The 16,686-nt window shown below is 45.7% G+C and carries 10 protein-coding genes and 1 other annotated feature; of the genes, 1 reads left to right on the forward strand and 9 read right to left on the reverse strand.

The genetic code is table 11. The features are described 5' to 3' along the window. Window positions 1–28: 28 nt before the first annotated feature. From EUAN_RS08890 to EUAN_RS08915, 6 genes are all read right to left on the reverse strand, one after another. Window positions 29–1,360, reverse strand: a complete 1,332-nt coding sequence (locus EUAN_RS08890; RefSeq protein ID WP_071063820.1) for a polysaccharide deacetylase family protein — start codon at window positions 1,358–1,360, stop codon at window positions 29–31. 110 nt (window positions 1,361–1,470) lie between these two features. Continuing rightward, window positions 1,471–4,575, reverse strand: coding sequence for an isoleucine--tRNA ligase (gene ileS / locus EUAN_RS08895; protein WP_071063822.1), 3,105 nt, complete (start codon window positions 4,573–4,575; stop codon window positions 1,471–1,473). 53 nt (window positions 4,576–4,628) lie between these two features. Beyond that, window positions 4,629–4,834, reverse strand: a binding site (T-box leader). Window positions 4,835–4,898: 64 nt separating this feature from the next. Next, window positions 4,899–5,627 (reverse strand): HAD family hydrolase, encoded by a 729-nt coding sequence (locus EUAN_RS08900; RefSeq protein WP_071063824.1) that lies wholly within the window; start codon window positions 5,625–5,627, stop codon window positions 4,899–4,901. Between the two features lie 14 nt (window positions 5,628–5,641). Continuing rightward, the gene (locus tag EUAN_RS08905; RefSeq protein WP_071063826.1) at window positions 5,642–6,289 is read right to left on the reverse strand and encodes a TetR/AcrR family transcriptional regulator; all 648 of its coding nucleotides are present in this window, start codon (window positions 6,287–6,289) and stop codon (window positions 5,642–5,644) included. An 11-nt stretch (window positions 6,290–6,300) separates the two neighbouring features. Continuing rightward, on the reverse strand, window positions 6,301–10,521 hold the full coding sequence (locus EUAN_RS08910; protein ID WP_071063828.1) for a 2-hydroxyacyl-CoA dehydratase: 4,221 nt from the start codon (window positions 10,519–10,521) through the stop codon (window positions 6,301–6,303). A gap of 33 nt (window positions 10,522–10,554) precedes the next feature. Further along, window positions 10,555–11,262 carry a 16S rRNA (uracil(1498)-N(3))-methyltransferase gene (locus EUAN_RS08915; RefSeq protein WP_071063830.1) on the reverse strand — a complete coding sequence of 236 codons (708 nt, stop codon included), beginning with the start codon at window positions 11,260–11,262 and terminating at the stop codon, window positions 10,555–10,557. 146 nt (window positions 11,263–11,408) lie between these two features. On the opposite strand from EUAN_RS08915, the gene EUAN_RS08920 reads away from it, so the two are divergent. After that, window positions 11,409–11,957: a DJ-1 family glyoxalase III gene (locus EUAN_RS08920; protein WP_071063832.1), complete on the forward strand. Its 549-nt coding sequence runs from the start codon at window positions 11,409–11,411 to the stop codon at window positions 11,955–11,957. Between the two features lie 42 nt (window positions 11,958–11,999). On the opposite strand, the gene EUAN_RS08925 is transcribed toward EUAN_RS08920, so the two are convergent. From EUAN_RS08925 to thrS, 3 genes are all read right to left on the reverse strand, one after another. Next, window positions 12,000–13,193 carry an alginate O-acetyltransferase AlgX-related protein gene (locus tag EUAN_RS08925; RefSeq protein WP_071063834.1) on the reverse strand — a complete coding sequence of 398 codons (1,194 nt, stop codon included), beginning with the start codon at window positions 13,191–13,193 and terminating at the stop codon, window positions 12,000–12,002. A 12-nt stretch (window positions 13,194–13,205) separates the two neighbouring features. Further along, complete coding sequence (locus EUAN_RS08930; protein ID WP_071063835.1) at window positions 13,206–14,627, reverse strand: MBOAT family O-acyltransferase; 1,422 nt, start codon at window positions 14,625–14,627, stop codon at window positions 13,206–13,208. Window positions 14,628–14,691: 64 nt separating this feature from the next. Then, a complete protein-coding gene (thrS, locus tag EUAN_RS08935) occupies window positions 14,692–16,596 on the reverse strand; it encodes a threonine--tRNA ligase (protein ID WP_071063837.1) in 1,905 nt (634 codons plus the stop codon). Window positions 16,597–16,686: the final 90 nt, after the last annotated feature.

Here is a 16,686-nt window from a genome sequence, read left to right on the forward strand (position 1 = left end):
AACCGCCCCCTCTATTATCTCCTTGATCTTAGTTTACATACCTCTTGTCTCCCCAGAAGTTAAAAGGCATCAGGTCGTCGGTTATGGCTTCAAACCTATATCCTCTTCCAGACAGATACTCTATTATATTGGGCAGCGCCTGTGTCGTATTTGCCTTGTCGTGGAAGAGTATTATCACCGGCCCTTCAAATCTAGAGGCCTGGTTCGCAGTGTAGTTGTAAACCCCTGCACTGCCCCTGTTCCCGACAGCATCTCCGCTGTCTATATTCCAGTCCCATACTCTGTAACCACTTTCAACTGCCGCATTCCTGAAGTCCTCAGTGAGCTGAGGCTTGCTGCCGTAAGGAGGCCTTATAAGCCTTGTCTTGACACCTATCGCCGACTTCACAAGCTCGTTGCACTGGTCCATTTGGGATACAAAGTTTGAAGGCGAAGCGTATACCTCTCTGTATACGTGGTTCATGCTGTGCAGCCCTATGGAATGCCCCTCTTGATATGTCTTGCTCAGAATGTCTTCTTTTCCATATATGTTCTTTCCGAGTACAAAGAAAGTGGCTTTTATGTCGTAGCTGTTCAGTATGTCTAGTATCTGTGGAGTGAACTCATTCGGCCCGTCGTCAAATGTCAAATATGCGACTTTTTCATCCGGTATCTCTTTCATAACTAATGCCTTTCTCTTGTCCGGGTACTGCTCCTCAAACATGGCCCTTTCATGCCTGTACTTGAATTCATAGTCCGCTATCTGCTTTCCGAATTCAGCCTCGTATTTCTTGCTGAACTCTATGTCTAGAAGCTCGCTGTCTGGATTCTTTATCCTGAATATCCCAAGCTCCCCTAGTCTTGAGATCTGATATCCGAAATAAGACATAACTCTCCCCGATGGCAAGATGGACTTCTTTCCCTTCCCATATAGCTTGACTTGCTCTTCATTTCCATCAGAGTCTACTATGACATTCTCTCTTGTGTCCACCACTATGTAGTCTTGTTCGTTTTTTATTATAAGCTGCTTTGAGATTCCGTTCCACTGCAGTTCAGCGCCTATGACTTTCGCCAGGTCCTGGGCTCCTATGTAAAGCTCCCCGCTTCCGTCTTCTATCTGGCATATCTCCTCGGGGTAGAGCTCGCTTTCATATCCTATCTTCATATTGTGAACAGTTACACCCTCTCTGCTTTCCAGCTGCTCTAGTCCTATTTCCTCGCCTTCTGCCTTGCTAACGGACTCTTTAGACGCTTCCGAAGTCTCTGCATCTGCTATTTCACCTTTACCTGAAGGTCCCAGTATATTCCCCATGCCTATGCCGACAGCGAAGATAACAAACACCAGCAGAATTATCCCAAGCATTTTTCTGTTTTTTTTCACAAAATTCCACCTCTATTTACCCGTATTTTAGTGTTTAGTTAACAAATATATCTATACTCTCAATTCTATAGAAAAAAAGTGAGGAAATCAATCCTCACTTTCTCAAACCACTAAATTCTCTTTATAGATATACCAGCCTCTTGATCGTTCAGCTGCGTCTTCTCTATAGTCTCGTCGTCCACCTTGCTTATGCTTGCGGCAAGCGTCTCCGACTTTATATACTCTGAGTGTATCTCTATGGCCTTGTCTATGGCCTCTGTACCGCAGTACACTATCTCTATATTGTCCATCATCTCGTAGCCGTTGCTCTTTCTCATCTGCTGGATCTTAGAGATGAACTCCCTTGCATATCCTTCGTTCAATAGCTCCTCGTTCAGCACAGTGTCCAGGATTATGAAGAGATTGTTCTCCATAGTCACGTTAAAGCCTTCCTTCGACTCTATGTTCACGCTCACAAGAGAGCTGTCCACTACAAAGTCTTCTCCGTCTAGATCTACTGTCACAGATCCGCCCGACTCTATTACAGGAACTACAGACGATGCGTCAAGCTCTGAAAGCGCCTTTCCGAACAGCTTTATCTTCGATCCAAGTACTGGACCTGCCTCTCTGAAGTTAGGCTTCAAATTGAAGTTCATATAGTCTTTAAGGTCGTCCGAGAATATGACCTCTTTTACGTTCAGCTCCTCCATCACAAGCGGAGCAAGGTCAGATATAAGCTCTCTGTACTTTCCGTCTATAAGCACCTTCTGTATAGGCTGTCTTACCTTTATCTTCTCGGCCTCTCTTGAAGCTCTTCCAAGCTTCACAAGGTCCCTTACAAGGTCCATTCTCTCCTCTATCCTTGTGTCTACAAGAGAGCTGTCTGAAACAGGGTACTCGCTTAGGTGAACCGACTTCTCTCCAGTGAGGTTCTGGTATAGCTCTTCCGAGATATAAGGCACGAAAGGCGCTATCATCTTGGAAACTCCCACCATTATCTCGTAAGTCGTGTTGTATACCGACTTCTTGTCTTCGTTCAGCTCCGGCTCCCAGAACCTTCTTCTAGATCTTCTTATATACCAGTTTGAAAGGTCTTCGTTTACAAAGTCCTGTATCCTTCTGACCACTTTTGTCATGTCGAAAACTTCTAGCGACTTTTCAACCTCTGAAAGCAGCGACTGGTACTTTGAGATTATCCATCTGTCAAGCTCAGGTCTCTCTTCCACAGGTATGTTGAACTCCCTAGGGTTTATGCCGTCAGTGTTCGCGTAAAGCGTGAAGAAATTGTACACGTTCTTTATAGTCACAAAGAACTTGCTGACCACTTCTTTGAGGCCGTCTTCGTCGAATCTAGTAGGCGTCCAAGGTGGCGACACGTACAGCAGGTACCATCTGAGGGCGTCCGCTCCGTACTTGTCGAAAAGCTCGAAAGGATCTACAGTGTTTCCTCTCGACTTCGACATCTTCTTGCCTTCCTTGTCCAGTATAAGGTCGTTTACAAGCACTTTCTTGTAAGGAGCCTTGCCTGTGACGAAGGTAGAAACTGCAAGCAGCGAGTAGAACCATCCTCTAGTCTGGTCTATTCCCTCGCAGATAAAGTCCGCCGGGAACTGCTCTTCGAATTCTTCTACATTTTCAAAAGGATAATGCTGCTGCGCAAAAGGCATCGACCCGCTGTCGAACCAGCAGTCTATTACGTCTGTAACCCTAGTCATAGTCTCTCCACACTTTTCGCACTTAAAGTGGATGTCGTCTACATGTGGTCTGTGAAGCTCTATAGTCTCAGGATTTACATCCTCTATCGCCTTCTTGGCAAGCTCTTCCCTAGATCCCACGCTCTCAAGGTGGCCGCAACCACATCTCCATATGTTCAGCGGTGTTCCCCAGTATCTGCTTCTTGAGATTGCCCAGTCGTTCAGGTTCTCAAGCCAATTTCCGAATCTCTTCTCTCCCACGTAGTCCGGGAACCACTCTACCCCGTTGTTGTTCTCTATGAGCTTGTCCTTAAGCCTTGTCATCTCTATATACCAGCTAGGCTTTGCGTAGTAGAGAAGAGGAGTCTTACATCTCCAGCAGTGTGGGTAGTTGTGCGCTATCTTCTCTTTCTTGAACAGCTTCCCTTCAGCGTGAAGCCACTTTATTATCTCTATGTCGGCGTCCATTACGAACATGCCCTTCCAAGGAGTGTCCACGTACTTTCCATCCTCGTCTACAGGCTGAAGCACCGGCAGGTCGTATTTTCTTCCCACGTTGTAGTCGTCCTCTCCAAAGGCAGGTGCTATATGGACTATCCCAGTACCGTCCTCGGTAGTTACATAGTCTGCAAGCGTCACGAAGAAGGCCTTCTTGTCAGGCACTACGAAAGGCATAAGCTGCTCGTACTCTATCCCCTCTAGCTCAGATCCTTTCATCTCTTCAAGCACACTGTATTCAGCGTCTCCGAACACTCTGCCAGCCAGGTTCTTCTCTACATAGTAGACTGTCCCCTCCGATTCGGCCTTTACGTAAGTCTCGTTTGGATTTACGGCAAGCGCCACATTTGAAGCAAGCGTCCAAGGAGTAGTTGTCCATACAAGGAAGTACTCGTCGGCGCCAGCTCTTTTGAACTTGGCTATTACAGTGTTCGTCTTTATCTCCTCATACCCCTGCGCAACCTCATGCGAGGCAAGCCCTGTACCGCATCTAGAGCAGTATGGCAGTATCTTGTGTCCTTCGTATATATAGTCCTCTTTAAAGAACTTGTCGAGTATCCACCAAACAGACTCTATATAGTTGTTGTCCAGCGTTATATAAGGTTTTTCAAGGTCTACAAGGTAGGCCATTCTCTCAGTCATCTCTCTCCAGAGACTCTCGTACTTGAATACAGACTCCTTGCACTTCTCGTTGAACTTGTCTATTCCGTATGCCTCTATGTCGTGCTTGTCTTTAAGGTTTAGCTGCTTTTCTACCTCTATCTCGACAGGAAGTCCATGTGTGTCCCATCCTGCCTTTCTCTTCACTTTGTACCCCTGCATAGTCTTATGTCTGCATACAGAGTCCTTAAGCGTTCTAGCTATTACGTGGTGTATCCCTGGCTTTCCGTTAGCCGTAGGAGGTCCTTCGTAGAATACAAATGGCTTTGCATCTTTTCTGATTTCCACACTCTCTTTCAGAAGGTCTATCTCACTCCAAAAATCCGATATATGCTTCTCGGTCTCCTTTATAGATGACCCAGAAAGCTCTTTAAATGTCTTCATAGATTCCATCCTTTCAGTTTAAGTTTTCAAAAAAATAAAGTCCCTAAGCATTGCTTAGGGACGAATCACCGTGTTACCACCCAAATTATAGAGTTTCCTCTATCACTCATTTAATTTAACGCATTTCTACGTGATGCCCTACTCGATTCAGACAACAAGCTCATGGGTGATCTTCACCTGTAACTCGCTGACAGCCTCCCACCAATGGCCGTCTCTCTTTAAGCTAAATACAGACTACTCTTCCAATCGCAGCTTTTGTTATTCACTTTTCAATACTTTACAAGGTATTATAACATATTTTTTTAGAGTATGCTATATCGTGCCTAAATTATCTCTATATAGGGACTCAGCTTGTATATCATGTCTTTTCGCTCTATTATTATCCTGATTTTGTCGGACAGTTCCGGGTCTTTCCTAATCATCATAAAGAGCTCCCTGTTCGGGTTTATGACTATGGGCTTTCCCACCATCTTGAGCATAGAGTAGTCTCCTGCCGTGTCCCCATAGGCGTAGCAGTTTCCAAGGTCTAGATTGTACTTCTCTATCAGCTCTTTTACGGACCTCAGCTTGTTCTTGGAGTCCCACATGCCTTGAAGCTCCCCTGTGAAGTTGTTCGCTTCGTCCACTTCATAGATAGAAGCCCTGTACTCTGTTATGTCGTATTTTTCAGCCATCTTGGAGACCAGAAAGTCCGGGCTCCCGGAGATGAAGAAGACAAGGTCCCCTCTCTCCTTGTGGTGCTGTATCCTGTCCCTGGAGTACTTGTATATCTTATCTCCATTTAAGTTTATGACCTGGTTGGCTATAAACTCTATATAGGACTTGTTTATGCCCTGTAGCTGCTTTACATATATCTCCACAAGCTCCCCTAGGTATATGTCGAAGTCAAGAAGCCTCCTCTCCCATTCGTTGAAAGAGTGCTTCACCTTTCCGTACCACACAGCGGGGTCTACCATCTCGTACTTTATAAGCTTTTTGAAATGCTCTATCATAAGCGAATTCCTGTAGATAGTTCCATCTATGTCGAAAAACGCAGCTGTATTTTTTTCCATGTTATCCCTCATCTCTAGTAAAGTAAATCGTCTTTGTTCTTATTTACCCTAGATTTCGGCTTTATACCATATTCCAGTACATCCACCAGCTCGTCCACCTTGCTTTCGTAGTCAAAGAGAACTCCTTTTGTCTTTCTGTATTCCTTTAAAAACACATTTATATTCACTAGAAACGAGGCTATGAGCTCAGTGTCAAGGCTTGACTTAAGCTCCCCTTCCTCTATGGCTTCGTCTATAAGCTTTGAAAATACATTGGGTCCATCTAGCTCTAGAGATTCCAGTATCTCGCTCTTTAAATTCAAATCGTCTATCTTGTATATATGGTCCAGCACAGCGGCGTATTTTGGCTTTTCGTCTGAAAACCTTATTATCGACTTGTAGACTTCCTTTAGCCTTTCAAAGAAATCCACATATTTCGTTCTCTTTATGGCTATATCTATATAAGACTCTTTCTCCACTTCGCATATTTCCACCAGGTGTTTGTAGAGATCCTCTTTGTTCTCGAAGTACTGGTAGAAGCTCCCCTTCGCGATTTCCGAGTGCTTCACTATCTGGTTTATGCTTGCCACTTCGTACGGATTGCTTGAAAACTCCTCTATCGAAGATTCCACTATTCGCGCCCGCTTTTCCTCGCTTAGGTTAAAAAAAGTGTTTTTCGGCATAATAGTCCCTCCTATTTCAAATTCTTAAAGGCTATAGAGAGCATAAGCTTTATCCTGTTTATCTGGTTTACCTCGCTCGCACTTGCATCGTAGTCTATTGGCGCCACGTTTGAAAGCGGATAGGACCTTCTAAGCTCTTTTATCATTCCCTTTCCCACTATGTGGTTCGGAAGACACGCAAACGGCTGAAGGCAAGCTATGTTGTTGACTCCGCTCTCCAGTAGCTCCAACATCTCTCCCATTAGGAACCAGCCCTCTCCAGTCTGATGGCAGAGCGAAAGATGCTTCTTGGCAAGCTCCGCTATATGCTCTATCCTCTGAGGAGCCTCAAACCTCTTGCTCTTTTCAAGCGCTTTTCTCAGCTCTTTTCTGTAGTACTCCATGACCTCTACAGCTATACCGCCCATCAGGTTTCCCTTATAGCTGCCTGAAAGCTCCTTGTACTTGACTTTCGCATCATATGCACTGTAGAGCAAGAAGTCTAGAAGGTCAGGCACCACAGCTTCCGCTCCTTCTTTTTCAAGCAGCTCCACTATGTTGTTGTTGGCTATAGGGTGATATTTCACAAGTATTTCCCCTACGACTCCGACTCTAGGCTTGACCATGTCTTCGTGAATCTCAAAGCTGTCAAACTCCGATATCATATCGTTTATAGTCTTCGCAAACCCCTTCTTGCCTTCCTCTCTGAGCGACTTCTTGCATATATCGTTCCACTTCTGGTATAGCTCGTCTGCCGAGCCCTTCACCTTTTCGTAAGGCCTGACTCTGTAGAGAAGCCTCATCATGGCATCCCCGTATATAAGCCCAAGCATCAGCTTGTGAAGCATAGGAACAGTTATCTTGAACCCTGGATTTTTCTCAAGCCCAACTGCGTTCAGGGATATCACAGGCACATGCTCCATGTCCGCGTCCTTAAGCGCCTTTCTGATAAAAGCTATATAGTTTGTAGCTCTGCACCCTCCGCCTGTCTGAGACATTATTACAGAGGTCTTGTTTAAGTCGTACTTCCCGGAGTTTAATGCTTCCATCAGCTGGCCTATGGATACTATGGCTGGGTAGCAGGCGTCGTTGTTTACGTACTTCAGCCCCTCCTCTATTCCGCTCTGTCCTACAGACGGAAGCACCTCTAAGTTGTAGCCGTACTCTCTGAACACCTCTTCCAAGAGCTCAAAATGTATAGGCGACATCTGAGGGCAGAGTATAGTATGGTCTTTCTTCATCTCTTTGGTAAACTCCACTCTGGCCGGTGCAGAGTAGAGCTTTGTAGGTGTGAACCCTCTTCTGTCTCTCTCTTGCATAGCCGCCATAAGCGACCTTATCCTGATTCTCACAGCCCCTAGATTGCTTATTTCATCTATCTTTATGACTGTATATATCTTGCCGTACATGTCCAGTATGTCTTTAACCTGGTCTGTTGTGACAGCGTCTAGTCCGCATCCAAAGGAGTTCAGCTGTATAACCTCTAGGTCCTTGTGCTTGGCTGCGACTGTAGATGCGTTGTAGAGCCTGTTGTGGTATGTCCACTGGTTTACAACCCTCAAATCCTCTGCCTTGTCCAGATGCGATATCGCATCTTCTGAAAGCACTGCAAAGCCGTAGGAAGCTATAAGCTCCGGAATGCCGTGGTGTATTTCAGGGTCTATATGGTAAGGTCTTCCGGCAAGCAGTATTCCCTTCTTACCGTGCTCTTTCATATACTCCAGGGCTCTCTCTCCTTCAGCCCTTAAGTCTGATTTATATTTATCCCACTCTTCATAGGCCTTTGTAAGCGCTATATTTATCTCTTTCAGTGAAAGCTCCTCTTCCGGAAGCTCCTCAAGTATCCTCTTGCCCAGCCTGTTAGGGCTGTCTATAGGCAGAAATGGATAGTAGTACTTTATGCCCAGGTCGTGTATGTCGTCCACGTTCTTGTCTATGGCCTCAGGGTACGACGTCACTATAGGACAGTTGTAATGGTTGTCTGCATTTGGATCTTCCTTCACGCTAAACGGAATGCTAGGGTAGAATATCTTCTGCACTCCTTTTTTTATAAGGTCTGCTATATGCCCGTTCACCAGCTTGGCAGGATAGCACATCGACTCCGAGTGTATTGTCTCCATCCCGAGCTCATAGAGTTGCTTGTTCGACCTTCCCGAAATGACCACCCTGTAGCCAAGCTCTGTAAAGAAAGTGAACCAGAAAGGGTAATCCTCGTACATGTTCAGCACCCTAGGTAGCCCTATAGTTCCCCTTGTAGCTTCGTCTTCTTTAAGCGGCTTGTAGCCGAAAAGTCGTCTGTACTTGTATTCGTAAAGATTAGGCGCCTCTATTTTCTCTTTCTTGAAGCCAAGCCCTCTCTCGCATCTGTTCCCGGATACGAACTCCCTGCCGTCCGAGAAATGATTCACTGTCATAAGGCATCTGTTTCCGCAGAGCTCGCATCGCCTCATAGAGGTATCCACTTGGAACTCTTCCAGATCGCCTAGCGGTCTCATGCTTGAAGCATGTCCTTCGTACCTCTCTCTGGCTATAAGGGCTGATCCAAAAGCTCCCATAAGCCCTGCTATATCAGGTCTCACCACATGTCGTCCTATAACTGTCTCAAGCGCCCTTAGCACTGCGTCGTTGTAGAAAGTGCCTCCCTGCACAACTATATGCTCTCCAAGCTCGTCTATGTTCCTGATCCTGATTACCTTGTAGAGTGCGTTCTTTATTACGGAAAGCGAGATCCCCGCCGAGATATCCTTCACCGTGGCACCCTCTTTCTGGGCCTGCTTCACCTTGGAGTTCATAAACACAGTGCACCTTGTCCCAAGGTCCACCGGCCTCTCTGCAAAGAGTCCTTCTCTTGCAAAGTCGGCCACTTTCATTCCAAGCGACTCGGCAAACGTCTCTATAAACGACCCGCATCCAGACGAACATGCCTCGTTCAGCATTATCGAGTCGATAGTCCCGTTCTTTATCTTGAGGCTCTTCATGTCCTGCCCGCCTATGTCCAGTATGAAGTCAACTTCCGGCTCGAAAAACTCGGCTGCTTTGTAGTGAGCCACTGTCTCTATCTCCCCTATGTCTATTGAAAGAGCTGACTTTAGGAGATGCTCCCCGTATCCAGTCACAGCTGCATTGGCTATCTTTATATTTGCATGAAGCTTGCTGTTCAAGTCTTTTAATGCCTCTATTACTGACTTTAGAGGCCTTCCCTGGTTGCTTCCATAGTGAGAGTAGAGTAGCTCCCCGTCTTTTGTTATAAGCACCACTTTCGTAGTTGTGGAGCCTGCGTCTATCCCCAAGAAGGCATTTCCGCTGTAGTCTGCAATCCCTTTTCTGGCAACTTTTTCTGAGTCGTGCCTCTTCTTGAACTCCTCGTAGTCTTCCTGATTCGCTATAAGAGGCTTTAGAAAGTTGCTCTCTGTAAGATTCTCTGGGTCCACCTTGGAAAGGTTACTTAAAAGGTCGTTGTACTCTGTATAGTTATCATCCAGTGAAAGCAGCGCTGCCCCCATGGCCACGTAGTAGTGGGCGTCAGGCGTCTCCACTATCTCGTCAGGCTTGAGCTCTAGCGTCTCTATAAACCTGGACTTGAGTTCTGTCAGGAAGTGAAGCGGCCCTCCCAGGAAAGCTATCTTGCCTCTTATAGGCTTGCCCTGGGCAAGTCCTCCTATAGTCTGGTTGACAACTGCCTGCAGCACCGATATAGCTATATCCTCTTTTAAAGCCCCTTCATTTAGAAGAGGCTGTACGTCTGTCTTTGCAAATACCCCGCATCTAGATGCTATAGGGTATATATGTTTGTAGTTTTTTGCAAGCTCGTTCAGCCCAGATGCGTCTGTCTTTAGAAGCGAAGCCATCTGGTCTATAAAGGCTCCAGTTCCGCCTGCGCATGTGCCGTTCATCCTCTGCTCCAAGCTCTTTCCGAAGTAAGTTATCTTGGCGTCTTCTCCTCCAAGTTCTATTGCCACATCCGTCTCTTTTGCGTACTTTTCAACTGCCTCTGTAGAGGCTATTACCTCTTGCACAAAAGGTATGTTTAGGTTTTCAGCCAAGTTCAGCCCCCCTGAGCCTGTTATGCTCATGGATATCAGCTTGTCGCTTAGCACCTCTTTTGCGTCTGTTATTATCTCTTTTACGGTGTTTCTGACATCTGAAAGATGTCTAATGTATTTCTTGTAGGCTACATTCTCCAGCTTGTCCAATACAACCAGCTTTACAGTCGTAGATCCGACGTCGAGCCCTACTTTAAATTTTTCCTTCATGCTTAACACTACCCCCATAAATTATAATAAAAATCACGATAGTTTTCCCAATATATACGGCAATACCGTCTCAACTCTGAGTATCCGCTCCCCCAGGGAAAACACTTTGAAACCTTGACTTTTAAACATCTCCACTTCATATGGAGTAAATCCACCCTCCGGCCCTATGGCCAGCGTGACTTTGCACCCCTCGGACTTTTCGCAGGAGGACTCTCCTCCAGGATGCCCGAGCAGACATTCAGTACCCCTAATTATATCAGGTAATTCATCCTCTACAAAAGGTTTAAACCTCTTATAAACTCTAATTTCTGGTAGAATTGTGTCTTTCGCCTGTTCTAGTCCAAGTATCATGCTCTCTCTCAGTTTTTCTTCATCTAAGACCGGGCTTTCCCAAAAACTTTTCTCCACCTTCCAGGTTTTTATCACATTTATTTTCTTTATCCCCATGGTGGTCATGTCCTGCAGCATCCGTCTAAAGACCTTTGGTCTAGGCATCGCCATCACCAGCTGAATATCCGAAGGCGGTGGGGGATCTTCATAGAGTTCTAATTTCATCTCCAGCTTCTCGTCGTCCATCGAAAGGATTCTTCCCTCGCCAAGCTTGCCGTTCAGTTTTCCAACCCTAAGCGAGTCCCCTTCCACTGCCCCGTGCACTTCTGTGATATGTTCAAGCCTTCTGCCTGAAATAACCACCCTGTCTCTGTCTACAAAATCTTCGTCCAAAAGCAACACTATGTTCATCTCATCTATCCTCTGCTTTAATTTCTATACCTATATTATATAGCAAAATATCGTCTTATTAGAATATACCTTTTACAGCACAAAGTAAAGGGTATAAGTACTTTAAAGGCAAATAGACCGACTATTTTGAAAGGGGTGTTTTTCATATGAAAGCAGTTGTATTTTTAGCAGACGGATTCGAGGAAGTGGAGGCCTTGACTGTAGTGGACTACCTCAGACGGGTGAACATAGTGGTGGACACTGTCTCCGTATCGGACTCAAAGCAAGTCGAGGGAGCCCACGGCGTAACTATAATGGCCGACAAGCTCACTCCAGAGCTTAAGAACCTTCATTCCTACGATGCCGTCGTCCTCCCAGGTGGAATGCCAGGGTCTAACAACCTGCGTGACAGTGAATTCGTCTTAGATACGGTAAAATCTTTGTACAACTCCAATAAACTTGTCGCCGCCATCTGCGCAGCTCCAATAGTGCTCAAGCGAGCGGATATAGTGGATGGAAAGCGCATAACTTCCTACCCTGGCTTTGAGCAGGAACTTAAAGGCGCAGTCTACATCGAAGAGCCTGTCGTAGTTGACGGCAATATAATAACTGCAAGAGGGCCTTATTTTGCAGTGGACTTCGCTCTGGAGATAGTGAATTATCTGCTCTGCGAAAAGAGAGTCTCGTCGCTTAAGAAAGACATTCTCTACACTTAAGTAGAAAAGCAGCCTCGGCGAATCAATTCGCCGAGGCTGCTTCTAGTTTTCCAGTCCAAAGTTTCCATTTCCATCTAGGTTTCCGTAGTTTGCGTTGTCCCTCACATATACCACGAAATCCGGTCTATGCTTCTCTACATATTCATATATATCCATCTCGCTGTAGTATCTGTAGTCAAGCACTCTTGTCTCATTGAAGTGGTAGTAAAGCAGTGGTTCTACTGCGTTTGTAAAAGAGTCTCCCACCACCAGCAAGTTCGGAAGCTCCGGCCTGTCGGTGTGTACCTCTATTTCCGCCATATCTCCGCCCATATATATATCGTAAGTCACGTACTTGTCCTGTTCCCCAACTTTATACATCTCAGGGTCTGGGTTGCCGTTTGTGAGCTTTCTGTACGCCACTTCTTCTCTTGGCCTTCCTATCTGAAGCTTCTCGTCTGTAGGACGCATATAGTAGATCTGCCTGTTTCTAGAGCCTCTAAATTCCTTAGGAACAGTCTCTATATCCAGTTCCTCTCTCTCTAGAGGTCCTCTTATGCCAGCCTGACTATCAGCTGATATCCGGCTTATTATTTCCCTATAGGTTCTATAGGAGCCTTCAAAGTTGTAGTGATGGTCTGTCTTGAAGTAGTAATCGTCTCTGTCTTCCTCCGCAAAGACCTTGCCCATATCTATACTGCTTATCCCTTTTTCATCTAGCAGCGAAAACATACGCTCTCCCGACTTGTCTAAGAACTCCTCGTTTCTCTCAAAGTACTCGGGGTATCTCGCTCTGTAGAATGACTGCTGTACAGGAATCCCTGCAAAGTAAAGCTCTCCTCCGTAGCTTTCCAGGGAATTTTTCAGCTTTTCAAGCCTTTCGCTCATCTCCGCTATGTCCTCCAGATTCTGCGAGAGAGTCTTCTCCGGAATATATGGATTGTATGGAAGCGTGGTATCTCTCTCTCCAAGCACTATGTCGTTTATCTTCTGCTTTTCAAGCACATTCATATTCATGTAGGTGTATTTTTCAAGCCACCCATTCCTGCCGTATATATGGTCGGCCATATAGGTCTCCCAGTCTTTGAAGTACTCCCCGCTGAGAACTCTCTCTTTGTCTATCTCCGGCATCTTCGCCAGCTCCCGGTTTTCAAACTGTGAGATATCTTCTTTTGTCTTCAGCAGTGTCAAAACAGGGACAGTAAAAATGATTCCTAAAAACACAATCAAAGTCGTCAATTTAGATAGCTTTTTCATTTTTTGCCCCCTCTAAAATCTAAAGTATATAAACGGATTGAAAGTCGAATTTACAAGGTTCATTATGCAGAGCAGAAACATGGATGACAGCACTATCGGAGATGCAAATGCCTCTACACGTTCAACCCAGCTTCCAGTCTGGAAAGTTGAAAGTTTTTCCTTTATAGATCTGTAAATAGGTGTGGAAGCCACTATGGCCAGCAGGAACTCCATCCTGTACTCTGTAAGATAGTACATGGCCTGATCGCTTAAAAGCTCTTGATGGCTTGCCCCAAACATCACTGCAAGGTACTCTCCCGCGTATCCCAGTGTCTCCGACCTAAACATGATCCATCCGACCACTACTAGCGTCATAGTGTAGATATGCCTTAGTGGAGCCCAAAGCTTCCCTATTCTCTCCCCTATAAAGAACTTCTCCACCACAAGTATAACTCCGAAGTAAAGCCCCCATGATACAAAGTTCCATGAAGCCCCATGCCAGAGCCCTGTCAGCATCCAGACTGCAAATATATTCCGGAGATGCTTGACTTTACTGACCTTGTTTCCCCCAAGTGGGATGTATACGTAGTCTCTAAACCAGGTACTAAGAGATATATGCCATCTTCTCCAAAACTCGGTTACAGATTTGGATATGTAAGGGTAGTTGAAGTTCTCGAGAAACTCAAATCCAAACATCCGCCCAAGTCCTATGGCCATGTCGGAGTACCCAGAGAAGTCAAAGTAGATCTGCCCTGTATATGCAATAGCCCCTATCCAAGACAACAAGACTGAAATATCAGCTGGCTGGTTGGCGAATACCTCGTCCGCTATAAGTCCCATGCTGTTGGCCAAGAGAACTTTCTTGCTAAGCCCTACTATGAACCTGCTTATCCCAGACACGAATTTGTCGAAGTTCTCCACCCTGCCTTCTATCTGGTCTGCGACTGTTTCATACCTGACTATAGGACCTGCTATAAGCTGTGGAAAAAGCGAGATGTAAAGCGCCACATTCAGCGGATTTTTCTGCACTTTCCCATGGCCCCTGTAGATATCTATCACATAGCTCATCCCCTGGAAAGTGAAGAAAGAAATACCTATAGGCATTACTATCTCTGCATAGGGAAGCTCCGCTCTGAATACAGTGTTTATATTTTGAATAAAAAAATCTGTGTACTTGTAGTACCCTATTATGGTCAAATTGCCTATTCCAGAAAACGTCAGAACTCTCTTCGCACTCATATGGTCTTCTCTGAACCTTTCAACCATAAGTCCAAATACGTAGTTCATAGCTATGGAAAAAAGCATTACCAAAAGGTACTTCGGTCCGCCGTATGCGTAGAAAAACAAGCTAAAGCCAAGAAGCACTATGTTTCTGAACTTCTTCCCAAGCGCATAGTAAAGCACCAACACAGATGGCAAAAAAACAAATAGAAAAATCAAGCTGCTAAACAGCATACTAAAGCCTCCTTGTACAGAAATAGGCCCTCAAACATCTAATCGAGGCTTGAGGGCCACTTTTTTAAGCCTTGTCTCTTATTTCCTGAACTATCTTGTCTATAAACTCTGAAAGCCCTAGCGCTCCCATGTCTCCACCGTCTCTAGTTCTGACAGATACAGCGTTGTTCTCCACCTCTTTTTCCCCTACTACAAGCATGTAAGGTATCTTCTGCATCTGAGCTTCTCTTATCTTGAAGCCTATCTTCTCAGATCTTACATCCATCTCAACTCTTATGCCCTTAAGCTCTAGAGCGTTTTTAACTTCTTCCGCGTAGTCGTTGTACTTGTCTGATATAGGCAGTATCGAAACCTGAACCGGCGCAAGCCATGCAGGGAATTTACCGGCATAGTGCTCTATCAGTATTCCTATAAATCTCTCCATGCTTCCAAGTATCGCCCTGTGTATCATTACAGGTCTGTGCTTTTCGTTATCCGCCCCTATATAAGTCAGGTCGAACCTCTCAGGCATCTGGAAGTCAAGCTGTATAGTGGCACACTGCCAAGTCCTGCCTATGCTGTCCTCTAGGTGGAAGTCTATCTTAGGTCCGTAGAAAGCTCCGTCCCCTTCGTTTATCCTGTACTCCACTCCCTTTTCCTCTAGTGCGGCTCTCAGATTTTCAGTGGCTAGGTCCCAAGTCTCTATCTCTCCCATGTAGTTGTCCGGCCTAGTTGAAAGCTCCACATGGTATTTGAATCCGAATGCGCTGTATAGCTCGTCTGCAAGCTCAATTACACCTACAAGCTCGTCTTTCACCTGCTCTGGAAGCATGAATATATGTGCGTCGTCCTGCGTAAAAGTCCTAACCCTCATAAGGCCGTGAAGTGCTCCTGCAAGCTCATGTCTGTGAACCTGTCCAAGCTCTGCCCATCTTATAGGGAAGTCCCTGTAGCTGTACATATTGGACTTGTAGACTATCATAGATCCTGGGCAGTTCATAGGCTTTATAGCGTAGTCTCCACCGTCTATCTCCGTGAAGTACATATTCTCCTTGTAGTGGTCCCAGTGGCCCGACTGATGCCAGAGGTCTTCATTCAGTATAAGAGGAGTCTTTATCTCTCCATATCCTCTCTTCTGGTGCTCAGCTCTCCAGAAGTTCTGGATTGTGTTCCAAAGCACCATACCCTTAGGATGGAAGAACGGGAATCCAGGCCCCTCGTTGTGCATAGTGAATAGGTCCAGCTCTTTTCCTAGCTTTCTGTGGTCCCTCTTCTTGGCTTCTTCCACCATCTCGAGGTATGCGTCTAGCTCTTTTTGCTTCTCGAAAGAGATTCCGTATATCCTCTGAAGCATAGGCTTCTTCTCGTCCCCACGCCAGTAAGCTCCAGCTATGCTTGTAAGCTTCACAGCCTTCACTCTCTTTGTGTTCGGAAGATGCGGCCCTCTACATAGGTCAGTAAACTCTCCTTCAGTGTAGAAAGATATCTCCTCTCCCTCTGGAAGTTCTGATATAAGCTCCACCTTGTAGACTTCGCCTCTCTCCTCCATGTACTTGAGCGCTTCCTCTCTGCTCATCACAGATCTCTCCAGCTCGAAGTTTTCCTTGGCTATAGCCTTCATCTCTTTTTCAAGCTTCTCAAGGTCCTCAGGCACCAGCCTGTGCTCCATATCTATGTCGTAGTAGAACCCGTCCTTTATAGCTGGTCCTATGGCGAACTTCGCTTCAGGGAACAGCCTCTTTATCGCCTGTGCAAGCATATGCGCAGAAGTGTGCCAGAATATCTCTTTTCCACCTTCATCCTCCACTTTCAGAAGCTCCAAGCTGCTGTCCTCTGATATCTCCTCTTTAAGTCCTTTAAGCTCTCCGTTGACCTTTGCTCCGACCACGACTCTTGCAAGTCCTTCGCTTATGCTCTTCGCCACATCGTAGACTGTAACTCCGTCTTCATATTCTCTTACAGAACTATCTGGTAATGTTATATTTATCATGTTTCTTCCTCCTATCACCTTTTAAGAAAAACAAAAAAACTCCCGTCCCTAGCGCTGCTAGGGGCGAGAGTCTGACTCACACGGTTCCAC

Origin of the sequence: Andreesenia angusta, assembly GCF_001855385.1 — a bacterium.
GTDB lineage: Bacteria > Bacillota > Clostridia > Tissierellales > Gottschalkiaceae > Andreesenia > Andreesenia angusta.

Coding starts and splice junctions, on each gene's coding strand:
- EUAN_RS08905 (WP_071063826.1), bottom strand. CDS start 6,289: ATGCCGAAAAACACTTTTTTTAACCTAAGCGAGGAAAAGCGGGCGCGA.
- EUAN_RS08930 (WP_071063835.1), bottom strand. CDS start 14,627: ATGCTGTTTAGCAGCTTGATTTTTCTATTTGTTTTTTTGCCATCTGTG.
- thrS (WP_071063837.1), bottom strand. CDS start 16,596: ATGATAAATATAACATTACCAGATAGTTCTGTAAGAGAATATGAAGAC.
- ileS (WP_071063822.1), bottom strand. CDS start 4,575: ATGAAGACATTTAAAGAGCTTTCTGGGTCATCTATAAAGGAGACCGAG.
- EUAN_RS08910 (WP_071063828.1), bottom strand. CDS start 10,521: ATGAAGGAAAAATTTAAAGTAGGGCTCGACGTCGGATCTACGACTGTA.
- EUAN_RS08900 (WP_071063824.1), bottom strand. CDS start 5,627: ATGGAAAAAAATACAGCTGCGTTTTTCGACATAGATGGAACTATCTAC.
- EUAN_RS08925 (WP_071063834.1), bottom strand. CDS start 13,193: ATGAAAAAGCTATCTAAATTGACGACTTTGATTGTGTTTTTAGGAATC.
- EUAN_RS08915 (WP_071063830.1), bottom strand. CDS start 11,262: ATGAACATAGTGTTGCTTTTGGACGAAGATTTTGTAGACAGAGACAGG.
- EUAN_RS08920 (WP_071063832.1), top strand. CDS start 11,409: ATGAAAGCAGTTGTATTTTTAGCAGACGGATTCGAGGAAGTGGAGGCC.